Genomic DNA, 22,239 nt, shown 5'->3' on the forward strand with positions numbered 1-22,239 from the left:
CCCCTCCAGGACCGCGCTGCGCAGCACCGCCCACCTGGGCACCGAGGAGACGGCCCGGCTGCGCGAGCTCGCCGCGTCCGTCCGCGCCACCTGGCCCGACGTCCTCTTCGCCGCCCAGGCCCTCTACCTCTCCCGGGCCACCGGCAGCGAGCGCGTCACGCTCGCACTGCCCATGATGGGCCGCATGGGATCCGTCGCCCTGCGCATCCCCGGCATGGTCATGAACGTCCTGCCGCTGCGCTTCACCGTCACCCCCGACACCACCTTCGCCGAGCTCGCCCACCAGGCCGACCTCGGCATCCGCGCCGCCCGCCGCCACCAGCGCCACCGCCTCGCCGAACCGGTCCGCGCCCCCCAGGTCAACGTGATGCCCTTCGACTACGGGCTCACCTTCGCCGGCGCCCCCTCCACCGCCCACAACCTCTCCGGCGGCCCCGTCGATGACCTGACCGTCAGCGTCTACGACCGCGCCGACGGCACCGGCCTGCGCGTCGACCACGACGCCAACCCCGCGCTGTACGACGCCCGGGAGCTCGCCGCCCACCAGCGCCGCTTCGTCGACCTGCTCGCCCGCCTCGCCGGCGGCGACCCGCACCGGCCGCTCGCCGGGCTCGGCATCGCCACGGACGAGGAGCGCGCCCGGGTGCTGACGGAGTTCAACGACACGGCCGTCGCCCTGCCGCCGACCACCCTCATCGGCCCGGTCGAGGCCCGCGCCGCCCGGACGCCCGGCGCCCCCGCCCTCGTCCAGGGCGCCCTGACCCTGACGTACGGCGAGCTCAACGCCCGCGCCGGCCGGCTCGCCCGGCACCTCGCCGGCCTCGGCGTACGGCCCGGGGCCCGGGCCGCCGTCGCGCTCGGCCCCGCCCCGTCCGTGCGCGAGACCGAGGCGGTGCTCGCCGTCCTCAAGGCGGGCGGCGCGCTGACCATCGCCGACGACCCCGCCGCCGAGTACGTCCTGACCGACTCACGTCACGCGCCGCCCGGCACGGACGCGGTCCTCGTCGTCCTGGACGAACCCGGCGTGACGGCCGCCGTCGCCGCACAGCCGCCCGTCGACCCCGGCCGCGCGCTCACCCCGCAGCACCCGGCCCACTCCACCGGCGGAACCGCCGTCCCGCACGCCACCATCGACGGCCGGCTGCGCTGGCTGAGCGACCGGTGCGGGCTGACGGCCGGCGACCGCGTGCTGCGCCACGCCCCGGCCGGGACGGAGGCCTCGCTGCGGGAGCTGGTGTGGCCGCTGCGGGAAGGCGCCACCGTGGTCCTGCCCGAGGCGGGGGAGCCCCTCGCCCGTACGGTCCGCGAACAGGGCGTCACGACGGTCCGCTGCGACGGCTCGCTCCTCGCGGACCTCGAGGCGTGCGCGGGTCCGCTGCGCCGGGTCGTCTGCGAGGGCGACGCGCCGTCCCGCGAGACCGTCGACGCCTTCCACCGGGCGCTCCCGGGCGTGGCGCTGCACCTGGTGTACGGGCCCGGGGAGGCGGCGGGCGCCGCCCACCACCGCTGCGCGCCGGGCGGGTCCGGGCCCGTCCCCCTCGGGCGGCCCGCGTGGAACACCCGCCTGTACGTGCTCGACACGGCCCTCCAGCCGTGCCCGCCCGGTGTCACCGGCGAGCTGTACGTGGCCGCCGGCCGGCCGGCCGAGAGCCACGACGGACGCTTCGTCGGCGACCCCTTCGGCCCGCCCGGCGGCCGGATGTACCGCACGGGCGAACCGGCCCGCTGGACGGCGGACGGCCACCTGGAGCGCCCCGCCACCACGACTCCGGCCTCGGCGGATGCCGCCGCCGAGGCCGGCCCGGCCGCTCCCGCGGAGGCGCCGTGATCCGCCCCCGGGAGCTCGGCCGCGACCCGCTGCCCGGGCCCTGGCGCCCGGGCGGCGGGCCGGCCGTCTGGCTGCTGAGGATCGCCGACGGCTCGTCATGGCCGGTCGACGAGCTCGACGAGGAGGAACGGGCCCGCGCGGCCGGGTTCCTCCGCCCGCTGCACCGCGAGCGCTTCGTGGCCTCGCACGTGGGGCTGCGGCGACTCCTGGGCGCGTACCTGGACCTCCCCCCGGAGCGGGTCGCCCTCACACGGGAGCCGTGCCCCGGCTGCGGCGGCCCGCACGGCCGCCCGGCCGTAGCGGGCGGCGCGCCCTTGCACTTCAACCTCTCCCACGCGGGGGAGCTGGCCCTCTTCGCCTTCGCGGACACGCCGGTCGGCGCGGACGTCGAGGAGGAGCAGTCCGCCGCGGTCGTCGCCGACGTCTCCCGGATGCTCCACCCGGCGGAGACCGCCGAGCTCGACGCCCTCCCGGAAGCGGAACGGCCCGCCGCGTTCGCCCGGTGCTGGACGCGCAAGGAGGCGTACCTCAAGGGCACGGGGACGGGGCTGGCGGAGAGCCCGGCGGTGACGTACGTGGGCACGGGGGCCGCGGCGTCGGCGCCGCCCGGCTGGACGCTGACCGACGTCGAGGCCGGGCCGGGCCACGCCGCCGCGATCGCGGTGGCGCGGGGGTGAGGAGGCCCCGCGCGCGGGGCGCTCGGCCCTATTGGTGGCCGGTGATGTACTCGCCGAGAATCACGCCCGCCTCGGCGCCCGCCGCCCACGCCTGGACCTTGAACCTGCCGGCCGTCGAGCCCGCGACGAGGGACTGCGCGGTGGTGGCCACGCCGTCCGCGTCGCTGGTGGCCTCCGTGACTTCGGAGCCGTTCTCGAAGGAGGCCGCGTCGTCCATGACCCTGAAGAAGACCTTCGCCTTCCTCACGGGCGCGCCATGCGCGTCCCGCACCACGACGCTGAGCGGTGCGGCGAACTTCCCACCCGCCGCGGCGCGTTGTCCCGCGCCCGAGCGATACCCCAGGTGATCCGGTGACCCGACGGCTTCCTTGACCACGATCCCTTCGAACGGCGTGAAGACGTCCTCTTCCAGCCACTCGGCCGAGGCGTCCACCTGCCCGGGCTTCTCCGCCTCCAGCAGCGCGCTCTCGGCGATGCCCATCTCGTCACCGGATTCCCGCACGGGCTTGATGTCGATCGTCCCGCCCCCGGCGAAGCGCGCTCGATCGCCCTTGAGGACGAACTTGACGGTCGCCTTTCCGACAGGGGTTCCGTCGAGCGTGCCGGCCTGGACCCGGAGGGGGGTCCTGAACGGGGTGCCGGTTTCCGTCTCCTGCCCCTGTCCCGCCTTCGGGGTGAGCCGGAACTTCGAGACGCGGAACATCTCCCCGGTTCCTTCGAGCCCGACCCAGAGCCGGGAGTTCGTGTCCGTCGCGATCCCCGACGGCTTCGAGCCCTTTCCCGTGCCGATACTGCCGGTCGTGTGCGTGGCACCGGGGAGAACACAGTCCACCGCGTCGGCGGAGGGCATGGTGAACCACAGCGAGCCGTCCGGCATCGCGAACAGGCGGTCGGGAACGGCATCGGTGCGGACCGTCCGCTGGGACTTGCGGTCGAGGTCGTACTTGATGAGGTACGCGCCGTCGGTCGCCACCCAGAGGACCCGCTCCTGTGCGGTCTCGGTGATCGCGAGATGTCCGGGTGCCGCGGCGCCGTCGAGGCGCACGGGGTTCTTGGAGAATTCGCCGCTCCTGGCGTCGAAAAGGACCACACAGCCCGAGCCGGGAGAGCTCAGCCAGTATTCCTGGGACGTCTTCTGCGCGATGGCGAGTCCACGTAACGGACTGGTGGACCCGTCGGGCAGGGTGAACGCCTCGGACGTCTGGATGTCGCCGTCCGCGTCGATGAACGTCAGCGAAGACATGCCGGAGAGGGTCGCGACGATCCTTTCGGCACCTGTCGCGTCGGAGCCGATCGCCATGGCGGGGCATGCCGCCGCCGTGCCCCTCCCGCAGTTGTCATAGCGGCCGTCACCGTCGCCGGTGAGCGTGCACTTGACCACGCAGCCTCGGTCCGGTGCCAGCGCGTACATCCAGACGGCCTGTTTCCAGGCCACGAGGGTTTCCGCGCTCCTGTCCGGGTCCGGCGAGGGGAAAACCTTGTTCTCGTGGGGCGTTCCGGTCGCGAAACGGCCGAACTGGGCGTCCGCGGTGACGAACCAGATCTGCCGGTCATGCGGGTTCTGGGTGAGGGAGACGGGCTTGGCGGAGCCGGCCAGGGGATAGCGAGGACCGGTGGGTCCGTCGCCTGCTGTCGTCGGCATGACTGGGCTCACCTTCTCCGGAGAGGTCACGATTCGTTCGCTTCGGCACCCTTGCCCGGCTCGGGCCGCACGCGGAGGGAGATCGTGGTGGGAGGCTCCGAGTCCCCATGGCCGACCTTCAGCACCACCCGGCCCTCCGCCCGGCCGGCCCGCAGCGCGGGCAGCGCGGCCCGGCCCAAGGCATCCGTGGTCAGGAGGGTTTCCGTCGTTCCGTCGCCGAACGTCGTGCCACCGCCGGAGACGACACGGCAGGTGAGCGGCACGCCGGGGATGGGGAGGCCGGCGCTGACGTACTGGACCACCCCCGGCATACCGGTGCACTGTCCCGGCGCTGTCTCCGTCACCAGCTGGGACACAAACCGGGTTTTCCCGAAGGCGCTTTCGGGGTCATCGGGAATCGGGTATTTCCCGATCGACATGTTGGTCGGGTTGGTGTACCAGACCCATTTATTGCCGTGCTTGTCCAGGCACAGCCCCATGGCGTCGCCGCCGTTCGGCAGAGCCGGGCCCGGCAGCTCGGTCATGCTCTTGTCCGTACGGAAGCGCGAGATCCCATTGCTGCACGCCACCCAGAGGTTTCCGTCCGTGCCCAGCATCATTTGCCGGGGGGTGCCGCCTCCGGAGATGTCCCGCTGCGTCCAGCTGCGGAGGGCCGTGTCGTACCGGCAGATCTGGTTCGGATTCTCGGCGCCTATCCATACCGCGTCCCCATTCGGGCTGGCGACGACGTGAACCGGCTTCTGACCGCTTCCCCCGGGGAGCGAAATGGGCTTCGGCTGATCGTCCTTGGCCGGGGCGTACCTGTACAGGCTGTTGGTCTTCCGCTCGAAGTTCCCTGTGGTGCTGACTTGGCCCGTTGCCCAATAGACGCATTCCTCGAGTGATTTCGCGTCCTTCGGAGCGGTGACGGCCACGGACCAGAGCCAGGTGTCGAAGGCCGGGTTCTGCCGGGCGTCCGGAAACGGATATGTGCCGGGAGTACTGGACTCGTCCTCCGGGTCGCAGTATCCGACCAGAGTGTGCACGGGCTCGGCGAACATGATCCAGTAGGCCCATACGGGAGTCGCGACGGTGCCCGTGTTGAGCAGGAGCCATGTGATGGTCTGAGCCCTGGCGTCATCGGCCAGCTTGAACTCATTGAGTCGCTTGTGGTTCACGATGTCGTATTCGATGACCGGGTCGTAGTCCTGCTCATGCGCGGGCGAGGCGAACCATACGACCTTCCTCCCGTCCGACCGGTTCGGGTACGGGTCCGGAATGATCCCGGCGGAGAGCTGGCGGACATCGTTGGTGACCCGGAGCTGGTTGGCGAGGCTTGTCGGATGCACCTGGACGAGCGCCCGGTCGTGGGTCGTCACCCAAAGGTATCCGTCCGGGCCGACCGTGACGGAGTGCGGAGTAACGGTGCCACTGAGGAGAGGGTATTCTTCGGGTTCGCCAGTGCCCTGCATTCCGGACCACTCCTTCGATGTGCCGTCCGAGAGCGAAGTGCCTTCCGGCCGAAATCGATCGGCATCGGATGCTATCGAGCGGGCATGGGTACAGGGCAAGCGGCCGTTGAAAGTTTGGCTTGAACAAGCGATGTGAAGTACCCGTTCCATTAAATGTGCTGCCGTGAATGCTGTGTCAGAAGTAGCACGTGATCCGCAGGTCCCGGAAGACGAACTCATTGGCCGGGATCGGCACGAAGCGCGTCGGATCGGCCGCGTCCTCCTGACGCCACCGTTTCCCGGAACACCGCAGGTGCACGGTCTCGTTCAGCGAGTCGTTGCGCACCGTCCCGACGCACACCCAGTCGTGGGCATCGACGTCGTTGCGGGTGTACGCGGCAAAGTAGCCGCCGCGCCGCTCCAACCGCAGCCGGGCCGCGAGCACACGGCCGTCGCCGACGGGCGGCCCGTACTGGTTGGTGTCGTAGAGCGTGCCCAGGTTCCAGTTGATCCGGTAGCCGTCGTCCTCGTCGTGTTCGGCGCCGACGAACGGTGGTGCGCCGTGGGGGTCGTAGAAGGCGTCCTTGTCGCGGAAGGAGCTCGGGAACCACGGCGATCCGTCCTCGTTGAACGGCGGGTGGTGGGTGCCGGGGTCGGCGTTGACCGCCGCCATCTCGCACATGGTGGCCTGGGCCGCCACGGCCGATTCGACCCGCACCTCGGCGGCGAAGTCGCCGCGCAGACCATGGGTCACGCCGAAGCCGCCGCCGCTGTAGAACGGCCAGTCGCCAAGGGCGTACCAGGTGCGTTCCTCCAGCTCGGCGAGGCGTCGCTCGAGGGGATCGGCAGGTGGGGGCGGGTTGGGGTCGCCCGGGTACGGGGTGATGCGGATGTGGACGCCGTCGTCCTGGAAGACGTGGCAATAGGGATTGGCCTTGGCGTAGCCGAACGCGAAGCGGCGGGTGTCCACGTGGGTGCCGGCGAATGTCTCGTCGAGCAGGAGGATGCCGGGGCGGAGGGCTTCGGCGGTGTCGAAGGTGGACTCGGTACCGACGGCCCACGTGTACGGCTGCGCGGCGGCGAGTGCGTAGCCGTCGACGCCCTGGTCGGCCCGGGGCAGGACGAGCACGCCGAGCCGTACATCTCCCGAGCGTTTGGCTTCGTCGAGTCGAAGGCCGAGGGCGGTGGGCCGGCCGTCGGGGCCGAGCAGATCGTCGAGGCCGGCGAGGACCAGGTCGAGAGCCCCGTCCTGAAGGGCTTTGTCGAGCAGGCCCGGGTCGGGGCCGGCGGCGAAGCCGTCCACCGCGGGTCCGGTCAGCGCGGTGCCCACCTCGGGGTCGAGCGTACGCGCGTGGCGGAGCAGTTCGGGGTCGGAGGCGGCGACGACGAGGCGTGCGACGGCGGCGCGGCGGGTGAAGATTCCCACGACGCCGGCGACCGTGTCCGCGCCGCCGGTGCTCACCCGCACCACATAGGTGACATCGTCGGGCAGAGCGTCGAGGAGGTCGTCGAGCGCTTCGACGCGCACGGGCGCGTGGCCTGGGGGCCGGTAGCGGAAGTCCGGGGAGCCGCGCGGCTTGAAGGTCGTGCTCAGGTCGAGCGCGCGGAGCCGGGTGAGGGTGAGTTCGCCGACGGAGGCCGTCGAGTCGGCCTGGCGGGTCAGCCCTCGGTCGGAGCCGGGCACGATGTGTCCGTCGGCGGTCACGGCGACGTCGAAGACGAGGATGCCGGCGCCTTGGACGTAGGCGGACGCCAGCGCGGTACGGGTATGGGGCGGGGCGTGCAGGGCGTTGCCGCCGATCGCGGCGATCCTCATGGCGTCGTCAACTCCTCTTCGCTGATCGGGCCGGTGGCGCACACCGCGTAGCCCTGCGCGGGGAAGGGCGTGTTCTGCGCGAGCACCTTGATCGTGTAGGTGCCCGGTGCCGGGTTGCCGATCCGGACGGCTTCGACCGTGTTGGCGCGGTCGAGCGGGAGACCGGTGAGTTGCGCCACGGCGCTGCGGTCGAAGCCGGGGACCTTGTCGTAGGTGTGCTCCTCGTTGCCGACGTGCGTGGTGCCGTCGGGTGTGGTCACCGCGAGGTCGAGGTTGTTCTGCACGGCGTTGCCGGGGCGGTCGGTCCAGGCCAGGACGACGCGCAGGTCGTCGGTGTGGGGGCCGTCGGGCACGGTGAGGCGGTAGGTGCGGCTGCCGTGCCGGGTGCCCTCGGGGTCGGCGAACGCCTCGAGCGCGTCGGGACCGGTGTCGGGCAGGTCGGCCCACACGAGCCGGCGATCCGCCGGCGCGTCGGGGGTGGGCAGGACGGTGGTCAGGTCCAGCCGCCCGAAGCCCTGGTCGAAGTCGGGGTAGCCGAGATCCTGTGCGGTGTGCGGTGTGCGCAGCGAGGGCAGGCGGCGGGTCGCGGCGATGAGGACGGCTTTCATGAGCGCGGCGGAGGGCGACGCGAGTTGGTGGACCTCGCGCAGGTACTGCCGGAGGACGGCGGCGGCGCCGGCGACGGCGGGAGCGGCCATGCTGGTACCGCCGATGTACATGTAGTGCCCGTCGTGGTCGGGGCAGTCGCGCCAGGGCAGCCGGGGGTCCATCCGCGCGCTGCCGCTGCGGGCCGAGAGGACGAAGGTGCCCGGGGCGAGCAGATGCGGCACGACGCTGCCGTAGTCGCTGGGGCCCCGGCTGCTGATCGCGGCAGGCAGGTCGGGGTCGCCGCATACGTGCTCGGCGCCGGCCGGCGGCAGCGGGAACTGGGGCTGGCGGAAGCGGTCCCAGGTCAGATCGGCGAGGCCGTCGTTGTCGCGGTCGGTGTCGCACGCGCCGACGGTGAGCGCGTTCTTGGCGGTGGCGGGGGTGCCGCAGGTGTTGAACTCGTGGGTTCCCTTGGGGGCGGCGCCGTTGTTGCCGGCCGCGATGATCACGAGCACGTCGGGATGCTCGGCGACGAACTGGTCCACGGCGAGCGAGTACTGGTCGTAGGTGCCCGACAGGGGGTTGCCCCAGCTGAGGTTGATGATGTGCGCTCCCGCGTCGACGGCACGGGTGAGCATCGGGCCCAGGCTGGGGCCCGCTTGGAGCCGGTTGTCGTCGTCGAAGACGCGGAAGACGGCCAGCCGGGCGCCGGGGGCGACACCGGTGATCAGGCCACCGCTCGCCGCGCCGGAGCCGGCGATGATGCCGGCCACGTGGGTGCCGTGGCCGCAGACGTCGAACGTCTCGCCGCCGACCAGGGATTCGTTCACGACGATGCGGTCGGCGAGGTCGGGGTGGGTGCCGTCGACGCCGCTGTCGAACACGCCGACGATCTCGCCCGCCCCGGTCCAGGGCACCCGGTCCGCCGGCGCGGCGGCGTCGGCTCGCGGTCCGACGCGGTCCACGCCGACGAGCCGGCGGGCATGGTCGGCGTAGAGCAGAGGCGGCCGATAGGGGGTGACCTGGCGGGTTTCGTTCCGGGCGGCGACGACGGCGAGCAGGTCGCGCCGCCGGTCCCCGGTCAGGTCGGTGCGGAAGCGCAGCATGACATCGACGGCGGCGAGCACCTCGACGCCGGGCGTGGCCTCGAGGACGGGGCGGAGCGTGGCGAGGTCGAGGGGATCGTGCACGAGGACGTCGAAGGTGTCGGCGCAGGGGCCCGGTGCGGTGATGCCCTCGTCGGCGAGCGGCCGCGGACCGGTGGCACGGCGGGCGTCCTGGTCGAGCGCGTCGTCGAGCGCGTGCGTGACCGTGTCGGCGAGGTCCCAGGGGCGCACCGCGATCACCCACGGCAGCTCGGCGACCAGGTCGCGTTGCCCGGGGGTGAGGCGGAGGCGGTAGGTTCCGGGCGGCTGGAATCCGGCGACGCGGGCACCGAGCCCGGCGAGGGCGGCGCGGCGGGCCCGGTCCAGTGGTCCGCGCAGCCGTACCAGGTAGGTGTTGTGGTCCGGCTCGCCCGGCGGGACGGGGAGGGGTACCGCGGTCTCCGTGCCGGCCGCGTTCTGCTCGCGCGCGTTCACGGCGCGTTCGGTGAGGTCGGCCACGAACTGCGGGTCGGGCGCGACCCGGTCGGTGGTGCCTGCCGTGCCGGCGCCGCGCGGAGGCAGCATGCTCTGCGGGCCGGCGCTGCCGGGTGGCGCGTCCGTCACGGTGGTATCGCTCCGGGCCGCGTGTTCGGCTGTGAGGTCGGCGCGGATGTCGACGAGGCAGCCGGTGTCGCGAAGCCGGGTGATCCGTTCCCCGGTGGTCTCGGCGAGGACGACCCCCCGGTAGCGGTGCGTCCGGTCCCCCAGGATCGCCTCGATGCGCTCGGCTTCTCGGCCGGTGTCGAAGTAGACGGCGATGCGGTACTGCCGGTCGGCTGCTCCCTCGGGGTCGGCTCTGCCGGGCATCGTGGTCTCGCTTTCGGAGGGTGGTGTCGCTGGTGGGGCGTTTCGGCGTCAGTCCTCCCGGTCTTCGGTGTGTGCCCATGCCTCGGCGACGGGTGCGGCCCGTTCGGTGATGCCGTCGAGCAGCCGCAGTTGGGTGCGTTTCTCCGCCTCGACGGGCGCCGGTTCGTCGGCGAGCAGGGCGGGGCCACCGCCCGGGAGCGGTGTGAGCACGTCGGCGTACGGGCACGGGCCGATCTCGAGCAGAGGGCAGAAGGAGCACGAGCCGCGGGGGCGCGTCAGGTGCCCGATGCGTTCGTCGTGCGCCAGCCGGCCGGAGCGGGCCTCGTGCAGGAGCTGTTCGACGAGCAGTGGCCGGGCCTGCGCGTAGTCGTCGGGGTGCCCGGTGGGATGCGGGGCGAACAGCACCCGGGCGTCGAGTTCCTCGCCGTCGTCGAGGGTGCCGTAGGTGAGCCGGATCTCGGTCGCCATCAGCTGGTCCATGGGGGTGTCCGGGGCGGGCAGGGGTGCCAGGCGGTCGCCGAGTTCGCCGGTGAACGCGTTGGCGGTGCTCTGCCCGAGCACGAGGATCACGGACGGCAGCGATTGGAACATCTGGCGCGGCAGGTGGCGGCGGGTGCGGAAGCACTCGCCGACGATCCCGTCGCGCTGGTCCTCGGTCATCGGCGGAAGGGCGGGGTCGTGCGGATCGGTCCGGGTGGTCCACTTGGCAGAGGCGCAGGCGACCATGTTGCCGTACGACAGGTCCTCGCCGACGGTGAGCGTGCCCTGGCCGAGGCCCAGTTCCGCGCCGAGGGCGTCCAGGAGTTGCTGGTAGACGAGGTACATGCGCTGCGGCTGCTCGCGGACCGGGATCTCGCGGCGGCCCTGCGCGTCCTCGGGAACGGTGAGCGGGACCCCGGCCAGGGGGTCGTCGTCGGGTCCGCCGCCGAACGCGTGGTACGCGTCGTCGGGCAGCTCGGGCTTGAACACCCCTCGGTGGCGGAAGTAGTGGGCGTATTGGCGCACGGAGTCGAAGTCGGGGGTGAGCGAGCCGTGGCTGTCGGGCCACCAGCCCGGGAGGTTGGGGTTGATGCCGACGGCGAGGATCGGGGCCTTGCGGCATCCGGACAGCGGTTCCGGCAGCGTGGTCATCCGGCCGGTGTAGTGCGAGGGCCGCACGATCGAGGGGTCCGGCGGCGGCCCGTCGGCGTCGTAGTCGTAGGCGTGGTAGGTACCCCACGAGCGGAAGTAGGCGCACGGGTGGGGTCCGGGTCCGGCGTACTGCGAGGTGCGCAAGGCGTTGCACGGCATGAGTTCGAACAGCAGCTCGACCTCGATGGGGAGCCGGGTGACGGCCGGCGGGTCAGCCATCGCCGGAGCCCGTCTCGGAGAGACCCGCGAGCAGGCCCCATGTGGTGAGCGCACTGCAGACGCTGGTCCAGTAGCCGTACGACTTGTAGTAGGACACTGCCCACATGGTCTGCTGATTGAGGCGGAAATCGTGCGTGGGGAGTTCGCCGTTGATCTGGGGGTCGGACATGTTGCGGACCACCACCCAGTCGGGCACGTGATCCGAGCCCGCCTCGGTGAGGTCGGCCATGGCCAGGCCGAGCGCCGCGTCGCCCATCTCGACGGCCGCTCCCTCGTGTTCCAGGCCGTTCGTGGACGTGCCGTACTCGAAGTAGTCGGTGGTCAGGATCGGGTGGAACTCGGGCATGTCCCGGGCGCCCTGCTCGATGCGGACGGTCGGGTCGTTGTCGGGCGGCTTGAGCAGCGGCCCGGTGAAGGGGAAGCGGGTGGACGGTGGGCCGAGCGGTGGTTCGGTGAGATGTTCGGCGAAGCCGCGCATCAGCTTCTGCGCGTCGTCGATCCGGCCGAGCGGGAGGGTCCAGTCGCAGGTGAACTTCCGGCCGTTGAAGGCCTCGTTGCGGAACTCCTTTTGACAGCGGAACTTCGCCGCGCGCGTGACCACCACGTCGCCCAGGGGGAAGTCGCCGAAGACGCTGCCCGAGGTGCCGATGGTGGCGATCACTCGCGGCTGGACCTCCTCGACGATCTGCTTGAAGAAGTCCCGGACGGGCAGGGTGGCGGTGCCTTCGCCGGTCTTTTTGCCGTCCTGGTTGAGGTGGAGTTCGGATTTCACGCACAGCACGTTCAGGTTGCCGAGCTTGACGGGGAAGTACGAGCCCAGGCGTGGCGGATGGCAGTTGAGCGAGGGCGCTCTGCCTCTGATCAGCGGCCGGTAGTGCTCCTCGAAGCGGCGGGTGTACCGGTACCAGCGCAGCCGGCCGAAGCCCGGGGTGAACACGTCGGCGAGGGCGTTCTGTTCGTCGACGGTCCAGGTGATCACGACGACGTCGGCGCGGGGCAGCGCGGCGTCGGGGGACGGTTCGGCGTCGAGGGGCTGCGGTACGGGAGCGAGGCCGTCGGGGAAGACGATCCCGAGGTCGGCGGCGAGGACCGGGCCTTCCGGCGCCTCGGCCAGGTCGGGCGACAGTTCGAGGTCGGCCGGGGTGATCCCGGCGGACAGCAGGGCGCGGGCGATGTCGACCCGCTCGTCAAGGGTGTCCATGATGCCGCCTTTCGCGTCAGTCGGGGTCCGGGAGTCGCTCGCACACCCGGTAGGCGTTGGCGAGAAGCGTCAGCGTGGGGTTCGAGGCGCCGGCGGTCGGCATGAACGCGCAGTCGAGGACGTAGAGCCCGGAGACGGTGTGCGACTGGCAGTTCTCGTCGAGCACCGAGGTGCCGGGGTCGGTGCCGGCGCGCAGCGTGCCCTGTACGTGTCCGTAGCCGGGGTTCTCCGCGCCGGGAACGTCGTAGCCGCGCAGCTCGCCGCCCGCGTCCTGCATCACCCCCACCACGCGGTCGATGGCGTAGCGGGCCGCGGCCAGGTCGTAGGCGTGGTGCCGGTACCAGATCCGGGCGGCGGGCAGGCCCCATGGGTCGGTGACGTCGGGGTCGAGTTCGACCCGGTTGTCGTACAGGGAGAGCGCCTCGCCGGTGAAGGAGAAGGAGACGCCGCCCTGGTGACGCAGTTCGTCGAGGTAGGTGTACAGGTCCTCGCCCCACAGACCGCCGCGGCCGGGTCCGAGCGCGCCACCCTTGACGAGCCGGACCGGTGGCACGCACGTGTAGGGGTCGTACACGGAGAACTTGCCGGCCTTGGTCACCGGGGTGGCGGGGTCGTCGACCACGTACAGGTCGCGCAGTTGCAGGGAGCCGATCGCGGTGGAGGGCTGCTGGGCGCCGTCGCCGGTCCACACGGGCTGGAGCGGCAGGGTCACTTCGGCGCTTCCGTGGGTGTGGTAGGTCAGATAGTGGCCGATCATCCGGTTGGGGTCGGGCACCTGGGACACGAGGAACAACCGTGCCGACTCGATGGTCTGGATGGACACGAGCACCTGGGGTGCCCCCAGGAACTGTTCGGGCCCGCCGGGCTCGGTGCGGTACATCACACCGCGCACCCGCCCGTCCTCGTGCACGAGCCGGGTCACGCAGTGTCCGGTCAGCAGGTCGCACCGGCCGGTGGCCAAGGCGCGCTGGAGCACCGTGTTCAGCGCCGATGCCCGTGAGTTGAGACCACAGCCGAAGAACTGGTTGAAGCCGCAGAACGAGCAGGCCGGACGGCCGTCGTTCACCCGGGAGTTGATCGCCCGGGGGCCGAGGTAGGGCCGCATTCCGGCGCGGCCGAACGCCTCGGTCAGGAACGGCACGGCCGCGTGCGGGCGCAGCGGCGGCATCGCGTAGTCGTAGCCGGCCCGTATCGGTTCCTGGGCCGGGGACTGCCGGGCCCGCCCGGAGACGCCCCATTCGTGCTCGGCCCGCTCGAACCACGGCTCGAACTCGTGGTAGGTCCACGGCCAGTTCACCATGTCCGCTTCGGGCGGCACGTCGCGCAGGTGGTCGAGGACGCGGAAGTCCTCCTCGGTGTAGCGGGGCACGTTGGCGTCCCACACGTTCGTCGCGCCGCCGACCATGTTGACGTTCCACCAGCGCTCGACCCGGGTGGGCCGGTCCTGGGCGGGGCCGGCCATATAGATGTTGGGGTCGGTGTCGCGGTGCGGGATGAGCGCCTTGTGCGTGTGGAAGTGGAGTTCGTCGTAGGGCAGGAAGTCGTCGGCGACCGGGAGCGGGCCCTTCTCCAGCACGGCGACGCGGCGTCCTCGCGCGGTGAGCACGCGGGCCGCGGTGCCGCCGCCCGCGCCCGCGCCCACGACGATCGCGTCGTACGCGCCGGGTGCGGTGGTCGTGGCGGTCATGAGTCCTCCCCGGGCCGGCCGGCGGTCGCGGTGCCGGGGCGGACGAAGGGCTCGGCCGGCGTGGGGTAGCCGTACCAGCGCCAGATCACCGCTTCACGGTTGCCGCCCCAGCGCGGGTCGCCGAAGCAGCCCTCGATGCAGTGGGCCCGCAGCAGGGCGAACGCGGCCGGCTGGGCGAGGGCGTCCGCGGGCCAGGCGGGCAGGGCCCCCGCCGCCAGGTCGCGCAGCAGCGCGGTGGCCTCGGCGCGGTCGAGTTCGGCGACGCCGCGTCCGCCGTGTGCCTGTTGCGCGGCGGTGTCGAGAGCGGCGAGCAGCACCGGGTAGGCCAGGCGCCACGCCGGGATCTCGGGATCCGTCTCGGGGCCCATGGCCAGGAGCCGGTCGGCGTATTCGGCGGCGTCGGCGTCGGCCGCGCCGGGCCGTCGGGGGTCGCCGGGCAGGATCGCGTCGAAGAGCACCTCCACGGCGCGCCGCTGGTCCTTGTCGAAACAGCCGGTGCCGGGCGGTCGCAGGAGCCACATGGTCAGTCCTTTCCGGCGGTCCGGGTTCCCCCGTCCGTGCCGCGCGCGGGGTCCGCGTCGTCCGCGATACCCGCGCTGTCGAGGGCCTCCTCCATCGCGCTGACGATCGCCGCGTAGGGCCCGATGTCCGGCGGGCCGGTGTGGTGCACGATGGAGAGCACGGTCGCGTCGTCCGCGTCGGTGAGATGGCGGCCCAGCTCCGGATACAACTCGTCGTTCTCGCGTATCGCGTGCGACCGGAAGAGCAGCACGAAGCCGTCCGTGCAGCGGCGGAAGTCGGGGATCGCGAAGGACACGTCGCGGGGGTCGCCGTTCTGGATCCGCCGCCAGGCGACGCGGATCGCCTCCCAGTAGGCGCGGGCCTGGTCGTGCTGGTCGAACATCCAGCGGGCGTGGTCGGGCGGCATTCCGCGTGCGACGGCCAGCGGCACGATCGCTTCCTCGGCCTTCAGGTGCGCCTGGTCGGCGAAGTTGGTGAGCGTGTACACGAACATCCCCATCGCGGTGCGCACCCCCGGCGGGATGTCCTGTGCCTGCTGCACCGAGTCGAGTGCTCGCACGATGCGGCTGCCGCACGCGAAGATGCGTTCGCCGAGCAGATGCTCCTGTTCGAGGGCCTCCTCGAAGGCACGGCCGCTGTCGAGGACCGATTCCCCCTGCCGGGTGATCACCGCGGGCTGGAACTCCTTGCCGGGCGGCGACGGCTTGAGCACGCCGCGCATGCCGGCCGCCTGGGCGGCGAGGACTTCGATGAGGTTCTCCCCGACGAACAGGCACCGCTCGATCGGTACACCCATCTGACCGGCCGCGAAGTGGTAGATGGCGGGATCGGGCTTGTCCAGCTTGGCCTCGTGGTTGATCACGATGCCGTGCGGGTCCAGGATGTCGGCGAGGTGGACGACGCTGCCGTCGCTCTCGGAGACGACGGCCTCGGAGATCATCCGGTGCCCCTGCTCGGCGCTGACGTCCGCGGGCAGGTTGGTGATCACGCCGAGGCGCAGCCCCACCAGATCCCGCATGGCGTCGAGCAGTTTCTCGGTGCTGGGCCGGTACAGCGCGAGATGGCCGGGCCGGTCGACGTCGCCGAGGGTGTCGCGCAGGTCGAAGAAGACCACGTCGCAGTCGACGGTGGTGGCAGGCATGGGACACCCCTTCCATGGCCGGACGATCTTCTTAAAGTCTACCCAAATGGGGCATAAGGGGCTATCGGTGGATGCCCGGTGCGGGAGTCCGGGGACTGGGGCACCTCCCACCTGGGCAGCATCCGCACATGACCACCACCCTCCGCACGTCGACGCCCCGACTGACAACCCCCCGGCTGACACTGCGCCGTTGGCGCGAGGACGACGTCGAGCCCATGGCGGCCATCAACGCCGACCCGGAAGTGATGCGCTGGATCCGCGACGGCTCGGTCCTGGACCGGGCACAGACCGCGGCCGGGATCGCCGCGTGGGAGCGGGAGTGGGAGGAATGCGGTGTGGGGCTGTTCGCCGTCGAGGAGCGGGAGACCGGGCGGCTCGCCGGGTTCGCGGGACTGTCGGTGCCCACGTTCCTGCCGGAAATCCTGCCGGCCGTGGAGATCGGCTGGCGGCTCGGCCGGTCCTTCTGGGGGCGCGGGCTCGCCACGGAGGCGGCACGCGTCGCTCTGGACTTCGCGCTGCGCGACCGAGGCCTGGCCCGGGTGGTGAGCGTGCACAGGGTCGGCAACGACGCCTCCGAGGGCGTCATGCGCAAGCTCGGCATGCGGCCCGAGCGCCGGACCGTCCATCCGGCCCACGGCGTGCCGCTGTGCGTGCACGTCCTGGAGGCGGGCTCCTAGCGCCCGGGGGCGGCCGTGTCACGCGTTCGGCCGCCCCGCACGTGCCCCGGCCCGGCGGAGCGGCCAGCGTGGACGGCGGCGGCACCACGCCGTCCGTCCCGTCCCCGCCGGACCCGCCCGTGCCGAAGGAGGCCCCTCGTGGCCGTCGACCCGCCCGTATCCGCCCACGCCGCAGGCCGGCTCCACGCGGCGGGGCTGGGCCTCCAGGGGCAGGTGCCGGGCATCCTCATGGCGGCCGAGGGCGAGCGGATCGGCGCGATCGCCGCCGGGGACTACCACAGCCTGGCGGTCACCGACGACGGCCGGTTGCTCGTCGCCGGGCTCGACGACTACGCCCAGGTGACCGGGATCTTCGCGGCGGCGCGCGGCGAGCTGGTCGGCGCCGTGGCCGCGGGGGGCTTCCACAGTCTGGCGGTGACCCGCGACGGCCGGCTGCTGGCCGCCGGGAAGGATCAGAACGGCCAGGTCACCGGCGCCCGTGACGCGGCCCGGGGCAAGAAGGTCACCGCCGTCGACGGCGGCGCCGTGCACAGCCTCGCCGTGACCGAGGACGGCGAGCTCCTGGCCGCCGGGCACGACGGCGACGGACAGGTGTCCGGCATCCTCACGGCGGCCCGCGGCCACCGGGTCACCGCCGTGGCCGCGGGCGACTTCCACAGCCTCGCGGTGACCGAGGACGGCCGGGTCCTGGCCGCCGGCCGGGACGACGACCGGCAGGTGTCCGGGATCCTGGCGGCCGCGGACGGCCGGAAGGTCGTCGCCGTGTCCGCCGCCGCCCTCCAGAGCCTGGCCGTCACCGACGACGGCCTGCTGCTCGCCGCCGGCCGGGACGGGCACCACCAGGTGTCGGGCATCCAGCGCGTCGCCCAGGGCCGCAGGATCACGGCCGTCGCCGCGGGCCATCTCCACAGCCTGGCGCTGACCCGGGACGGCGAGCTCCTCGGCGCGGGCAAGGACGGCGACGGGCAGGTGTCGGGGATCCTGGAGGCCGTCGGGCACGGGCACACCGCGCAGGTCGCCGCGGGCGGCTACCACAGCCTCGCCGTCGTCGCCCTCGACGGGCCCCGGGGGCGGGTGATCCGGGCGGAGTTCCACGCCGACGACACGACCGGTCGGGACGTGACGCTGTGGCTCCTGCGCCGCGAGGACAACCTCGACGTGGCCCTGACGTCGCACCAGCCCGCCCAGGACTTCGGCATCCGGGAGGACGTGCCCGTGACGCTGGAGATCCGGCGGGGCGGGGACGAGGTCCTGGGCGACGGAATCGTGCGCTTCAGCTACGACGAGAGCACCCGCACCGTCGGCGTCGACACCCGGGCCAGCCGCTTCCCCTCCCGGCTGAGCTGCACCGGGCACGGCGCCAACCGGTTCACCTTCACGTTCACCGGAACCGGGTGAACCGGGTGAACCAGGGCGGGGCGGGCGGCGCACGTCACGTCAGGCCCGTGACGCTCCGGTCGTATTCGGCGAGCACCCGCGAGGCCCCCACCGGCAGGTCCCACAGGTCCTCCCGGGGCCGGCCCGTCGCCTCCCACGCCGCCCGCACCCGGCGCAGCGGCTCCAGCGGCGGCTCGGCGGACAGCAGGAACGTCGCCCAGTGCATCGGCGCCAGCACCCGCGCCCCCAGGTCCCCGCAGGCGCGCACCGCCTCCTCCGGGTCCGTGTGCACCGGGCTGAGCATCCAGCGCGGGTCGTAGGCACCGATGGGCAGCAGCGCGACATCGATGTCCGGATAGCGCTCGCCGATCCGCCCGAACCAGAATCCGTAGCCCGTGTCCCCGGCGAAGTACACCCGCCGGCCGTCCGGCGCGGTCAGCACCCAGCCGCCCCACAGCGACCGGCACGTGTCGGTGAGGGTGCGTTTGCTCCAGTGGTGGGCCGGGACGAAGTCGAAGCGCACCGGGCCCACCGGGCCGGGCAGCTCGACCGCCTCCCACCAGTCGAGTTCGGTGACCCGGGTGAACCGGCGGCGGCGCGCCCAGCCGGCCAGGCCCGCCGGCAGCAGCAGATGGGTGTCGCGGGGGAGCCGCTTGAGGGTGCGCGCGTCGAGGTGGTCGTAGTGGTTGTGGCTGATGACGACGGCGTCGACCCTCGGCAGGGCCTCCCACGGCACCCCCACCGGTGTCACCCGGGGCGGGGTGCCGAGGATCCGGCGGGACCAGACCGGGTCCGTCAGCACCGTCAGCCCGCCGACGCGCACCACCCAGCTGGCGTGCCCGGCCCAGGTGACGGCGAGCGCGGTGGCGTCGGCGGCCGGCAGCGGGCCCGGCTCGACCGGCAGCAGCGGGACCTCGCGCAGCGCCTCGGCGCTCGGCCGCAGCCGGCCCTCGCGGGCCAGGCGGGCCATGGCGCGCACTCCGGGCAGCGGCGCGGTGAGACGGTCGGCGAACGACCGGGGCCAGGAACGGATCTCGCCGAGAGGACGCGGCTCCGCGAGAGGGCGCTCGGTCTGTTCGGTCATCTGGGGCTCCATTCGTGGGGAACCGGAACCTGGCGGTACGGGCGCGGGGCTCGCGCCGTCGCACGCCCAACGACTGACGGTAGATCAGTCAGCGGCGAGTTCACTGAACGCCGATCCAAAAGTGGACAACGCCTCCACGACATCCGGGTCGGCCAGCGGATCCGGGGCACCCAGCGCACGGCGCACCCGGTCGTCGTCCGCCCCGAGGAACGGGGGAGTGGAGATCCGCACCCGCAGCGCGTCCGGGGCGTCGCCGAACCGGTGGCCGCCGGGCACCGGACGGCCGAGCACCGCGCTCAGCCGGTCCTCCAGCTCCACGGAGTCGGTGATGCCCCGGGCCGCGAGGGGCTCGCGGAGCTCGCCCAGGTCCGCGTAGAGGTGCGGGCCCGTCCGCGGCGGGCGGCAGAGCGCCCCGGCGGCGTCGAGCCGCTCCCGCGCCGCCTCGCCCAGCAGCCCGTACAGCCGGGCCGCGGCGGCGGACCGGGCCCGTACGGGCTCCGGCTCGGTCAGCGCCCAGCCCACGGCCGCCGCGACCGGCGGCGGCAGTTCGGCTCGTACCGCCGTCAGCAGCGAGACGGCACGGGCGTACAGGGCCGGGCCGGGTCCCCCGGCCGGGAAACGGGCGACCGCCGCCGGCCAGCCGGCGGGGGCGAACGGGCCCGCGAGGTCGGTGAGGACGACGACCCGGTCCGGGTACATCTCGGCGGGCCCCACGAACACGGTCCCGTGCGGGTCGTGGAGGGTGTCGCGCCAGGTCTCGTCGCTGACGACCGTCAGATCCTCGGCGGCCGCCGCCTCGCACACCTCGTGGAGGATCTCCGGCGGGGCGACCGTCCCGGTGGTGTCGTCCGCCACCGACAGCACCAGGAAACGCGGCCGCCCGCCCTCGGCCCGGATCCTGCGCACGGTCTCCAGCAGCGCGTAAGGGTCGGGCACACCACCGCACTCGGCCGGCACCGCCACGTGGTACGCCAGCCGCCCGGCGAGCCGCGCCAGCGGGCTGTACGCGGCCGAGCACGGCCGGGTCAGCAGCACCTCGCCGCCCGCCGAGGCGAACAGCGCCAGCAGCAACGGCTGGGCGCCCGGCGCCGCGAGGACGCGTCCCGGCTCGGTCGGCAGGCCGCGCCGGGCCCAGTAGCCGCAGGCGGCCTCCCGCAGCGCCCGTCCGCCGCCCACCGGTTCGGGGCCGGCCAGCCCCGCCGCCCCCGCCAGCCGCTCGGCGAGCTCCGGGAGCACGGGCAGCCCGCGCTCCGGCGGCGGGAGGGCGGGCAGTACCTGCTGCATCCTCACACCTTCGCAGATCACGGGGTGCGCGGCGGTCCGACACGGGCGGGGGAGTGAACAAACCGCCCCGTCCCGGATCACAAGACGGCACTCTCACCATGCGAGAGAACGGCCTACGGTGGAAACGCCACTTCACGACGTCGCGAAGGGACGGGCCGCCATGCCGGAACGGCAGAACGCCTACATCCACGGTCACCACGAGTCCGTGCTGCGCTCCCACGGCCGCCGCCGGGCGGCCGACTCCGCCGCCTACCTGCTGCCTTCACTCGAACCCCACCACCGGATCCTGGACATAGGCTGCGGCCCCGGCAGCATCACCGCCGACCTGGCCGCCCTCGTGCCGCAGGGCCGGGTCACCGGCCTCGACGCCGCCCCCGGCATCCTGGACACCGCCCGCGCCGTCGCCCGCGAACGCGGCGTCCCCAACGCGGACTTCACCGTCGGCGACATCCGCGCCCTGGACTTCCCCGACGGCGCCTTCGACGTCGTCCACGCCCACCAGGTGCTCCAGTACCTCGACGACCCGGTGGCCGCCCTGCGCGAGATGCGCCGCGTGTGCCGCCCCGGCGGGATCGTCGCCGTCCGTGATGTCGTCTACACGGCGATGACCTGGTACCCGCGCGTCCCCGGCCTCGACGACTGGCAGCGGCTGTACGTGGACGTCGCCCGCGCCGGCGGCGGCGAACCCGACGCCGGCAGCCGGCTGCTGTCCTGGGCCCGGCAGGCGGGCCTGACGGACGTCACCGCCACGGCGGGCGCCTGGTGCTGCACGGGCGCCGAGCAACGCGCCTGGTGGAGCGGCCTGTGGGCCGACCGCACCCGCTCCGACCCGTACGCCCGCCACGCCGTCGAGGGCGGCCACACGGACCGGGCGGGCCTGGAGGCGATCGCGGCGGCCTGGCACGAGTGGGGGCGTCACGAGGACGCGTGGTTCTCGGTGCTCCACGGCGAACTGCTCTGCCGGGTCAACTAGCCTGCGTTTCATGAACATTCTGGGGACTTCGCTAAGGGTGTGCGTGAGCGATCTGGAAGCTGCGATCGCGGTGTACGAACGGCTGACCGGCACCGAGGCACAGCGCTTCCGGCGCGGCGGGGTCTCGGTCGCGGCCGTCGGCTGCTTCTTCCTGATGAGCGGGCCGGAAGCCGAACTCTCCGTCCTGCGCAACATCACGGCCACGCTGGCCGTCACGGACGTCGACCAGGCCCTCGCCGATCTCCGCGCCGTGGGGGCGCAGATCATCGCGGGCCCCGTACGGACGCCCATCGGCAGCAACCTGGTGGCCCGTCACCCGGACGGATCGGTGTTCGAGTACGTCGACCGCCGGGCGGGATGACCTCAAGGCCGGACGGGCTGAATCAGCCCGTCCGGCGTTTGAGGACACAGCACAGCAGCCCGTCCGGCGTTTGAGGACCGGGGGTCCGGGGGCGGAGCCCCCGGAGGAAACGGTGAAAGGGCGGGTTAGCGGAAAGCCTCCCCCTCGCCGAGGTCCTCCACCTCGAACCCCTCGGCAAGGACGGCACGCGCGGCGGCGTCGTCCCCCCGCGCCTCCAGAACCCGCGCCTCCAGCAACCGGAACCTCCCCCGCGCCCGCGCGACGGGATGCACCGCCGCCAGCACGGCGGCAGCCTCCTCCGCCCGCCCGACGGCGAGCAACGCCGGGATCGCCTCCAACGCCAGCGCCGTCCGCGCGTCCCGGGACGCTCCCGCCTCGTCGGCCTCCGCGACCGCCCGCGCGTAGCGGTCGGCGGCCCGCTCCGGGTGCCCGCGCTCCACGTCCGCCGCCGCGAGCGCGCGCCGCGCCGGCCAGCCCATGCCCTGCCGGAGTGCGTGCTCCCAGCTGCGGACGGCCTGCGAGCGGTCGCCGGCGTGCCACTGGGCGACGCCGAGGTGGTACGAGGCGCGCGGGCCGGGCTCGGCGTGCTCCAGCAGCTCCCGCCAGGCGGGGGAGACCAGGGAGGGGCCGGGCTCCGGCCCCTCCCTGG

Annotated in this window: 17 protein-coding genes and 1 pseudogene; 6 read left to right on the top strand and 12 right to left on the bottom strand. The window is 73.1% G+C overall.

The annotated features are described in order from the left end of the window. On the top strand, positions 1–1,828 hold a 1,828-nt coding region (locus tag K6I33_RS11975), incomplete at its 5' end, for an AMP-binding protein (protein WP_229350786.1). Then, positions 1,825–2,505 carry a 4'-phosphopantetheinyl transferase superfamily protein gene (locus K6I33_RS11980; RefSeq protein ID WP_229350789.1) on the top strand — a complete coding sequence of 227 codons (681 nt, stop codon included), beginning with the start codon at positions 1,825–1,827 and terminating at the stop codon, positions 2,503–2,505. The genes K6I33_RS11975 and K6I33_RS11980, both read left to right, overlap by 4 nt. A 28-nt stretch (positions 2,506–2,533) precedes the next feature. Here K6I33_RS11980 and K6I33_RS11985 read toward each other — a convergent pair whose 3' ends face one another. From K6I33_RS11985 to K6I33_RS12025, 9 genes are all read right to left on the bottom strand, one after another. Continuing rightward, positions 2,534–4,147: a hypothetical protein gene (locus K6I33_RS11985; RefSeq protein ID WP_229350791.1), complete on the bottom strand. Its 1,614-nt coding sequence runs from the start codon at positions 4,145–4,147 to the stop codon at positions 2,534–2,536. A 26-nt stretch (positions 4,148–4,173) separates the two neighbouring features. Next, the gene (locus K6I33_RS11990) at positions 4,174–5,598 is read right to left on the bottom strand and encodes a hypothetical protein (protein ID WP_229350793.1); all 1,425 of its coding nucleotides are present in this window, start codon (positions 5,596–5,598) and stop codon (positions 4,174–4,176) included. 175 nt (positions 5,599–5,773) lie between these two features. Further along, the gene (locus K6I33_RS11995; protein WP_229350795.1) at positions 5,774–7,393 is read right to left on the bottom strand and encodes a glycerophosphodiester phosphodiesterase family protein; all 1,620 of its coding nucleotides are present in this window, start codon (positions 7,391–7,393) and stop codon (positions 5,774–5,776) included. Continuing rightward, positions 7,390–9,933 (bottom strand): S8 family serine peptidase, encoded by a 2,544-nt coding sequence (locus K6I33_RS12000; protein ID WP_229350797.1) that lies wholly within the window; start codon positions 9,931–9,933, stop codon positions 7,390–7,392. The genes K6I33_RS11995 and K6I33_RS12000 overlap by 4 nt, the downstream gene beginning before the upstream one ends. Positions 9,934–9,981: 48 nt before the next feature. Next, the gene (locus tag K6I33_RS12005; RefSeq protein WP_229350799.1) at positions 9,982–11,283 is read right to left on the bottom strand and encodes a hypothetical protein; all 1,302 of its coding nucleotides are present in this window, start codon (positions 11,281–11,283) and stop codon (positions 9,982–9,984) included. Further along, positions 11,276–12,484, bottom strand: a complete 1,209-nt coding sequence (locus K6I33_RS12010; RefSeq protein ID WP_229350801.1) for a hypothetical protein — start codon at positions 12,482–12,484, stop codon at positions 11,276–11,278. The genes K6I33_RS12005 and K6I33_RS12010 overlap by 8 nt, the downstream gene beginning before the upstream one ends. 16 nt (positions 12,485–12,500) lie before the next feature. Next, a complete protein-coding gene (locus K6I33_RS12015; protein WP_229350803.1) occupies positions 12,501–14,171 on the bottom strand; it encodes a GMC oxidoreductase in 1,671 nt (556 codons plus the stop codon). Beyond that, a complete protein-coding gene (locus K6I33_RS12020) occupies positions 14,168–14,692 on the bottom strand; it encodes a gluconate 2-dehydrogenase subunit 3 family protein (RefSeq protein WP_229350805.1) in 525 nt (174 codons plus the stop codon). The genes K6I33_RS12015 and K6I33_RS12020 overlap by 4 nt, the downstream gene beginning before the upstream one ends. 2 nt (positions 14,693–14,694) lie before the next feature. Next, on the bottom strand, positions 14,695–15,834 hold the full coding sequence (locus K6I33_RS12025; protein WP_229350807.1) for an HAD-IA family hydrolase: 1,140 nt from the start codon (positions 15,832–15,834) through the stop codon (positions 14,695–14,697). Positions 15,835–15,962: 128 nt separating this feature from the next. Between K6I33_RS12025 and K6I33_RS12030 the strand changes: the two genes are divergently transcribed. Continuing rightward, positions 15,963–16,511, top strand: coding sequence for a GNAT family N-acetyltransferase (locus K6I33_RS12030; protein ID WP_229350809.1), 549 nt, complete (start codon positions 15,963–15,965; stop codon positions 16,509–16,511). A 138-nt stretch (positions 16,512–16,649) separates the two neighbouring features. Then, on the top strand, positions 16,650–17,909 hold the full coding sequence (locus K6I33_RS12035; protein ID WP_229350811.1) for a hypothetical protein: 1,260 nt from the start codon (positions 16,650–16,652) through the stop codon (positions 17,907–17,909). Positions 17,910–17,943: 34 nt separating this feature from the next. On the opposite strand, the gene K6I33_RS12040 is transcribed toward K6I33_RS12035, so the two are convergent. Continuing rightward, the gene (locus K6I33_RS12040; RefSeq protein ID WP_229350813.1) at positions 17,944–18,972 is read right to left on the bottom strand and encodes an MBL fold metallo-hydrolase; all 1,029 of its coding nucleotides are present in this window, start codon (positions 18,970–18,972) and stop codon (positions 17,944–17,946) included. 84 nt (positions 18,973–19,056) lie between these two features. Then, entirely contained in the window at positions 19,057–20,256 is a 1,200-nt protein-coding gene (locus K6I33_RS12045) for a pyridoxal phosphate-dependent aminotransferase (RefSeq protein WP_229350815.1), read from the bottom strand. 160 nt (positions 20,257–20,416) lie between these two features. Here K6I33_RS12045 and K6I33_RS12050 point away from each other — a divergent pair, with 160 nt between their 5' ends. Together K6I33_RS12050 and K6I33_RS12055 are read left to right on the top strand one after the other, a co-directional pair. Next, positions 20,417–21,229: a class I SAM-dependent methyltransferase gene (locus K6I33_RS12050; protein WP_229350817.1), complete on the top strand. Its 813-nt coding sequence runs from the start codon at positions 20,417–20,419 to the stop codon at positions 21,227–21,229. Positions 21,230–21,239: 10 nt separating this feature from the next. Beyond that, positions 21,240–21,590, top strand: coding sequence for a VOC family protein (locus K6I33_RS12055; protein WP_229350819.1), 351 nt, complete (start codon positions 21,240–21,242; stop codon positions 21,588–21,590). 125 nt (positions 21,591–21,715) lie between these two features. Here K6I33_RS12055 and K6I33_RS12060 read toward each other — a convergent pair. Further along, a pseudogene (locus K6I33_RS12060) lies at positions 21,716–22,239 on the bottom strand (DUF5107 domain-containing protein); the annotation flags it as partial.

Source organism: Streptomyces sp. UNOB3_S3 (assembly GCF_020740895.1).
In the GTDB taxonomy this organism is placed as follows: Bacteria; Actinomycetota; Actinomycetes; order Streptomycetales; family Streptomycetaceae; genus Streptomyces.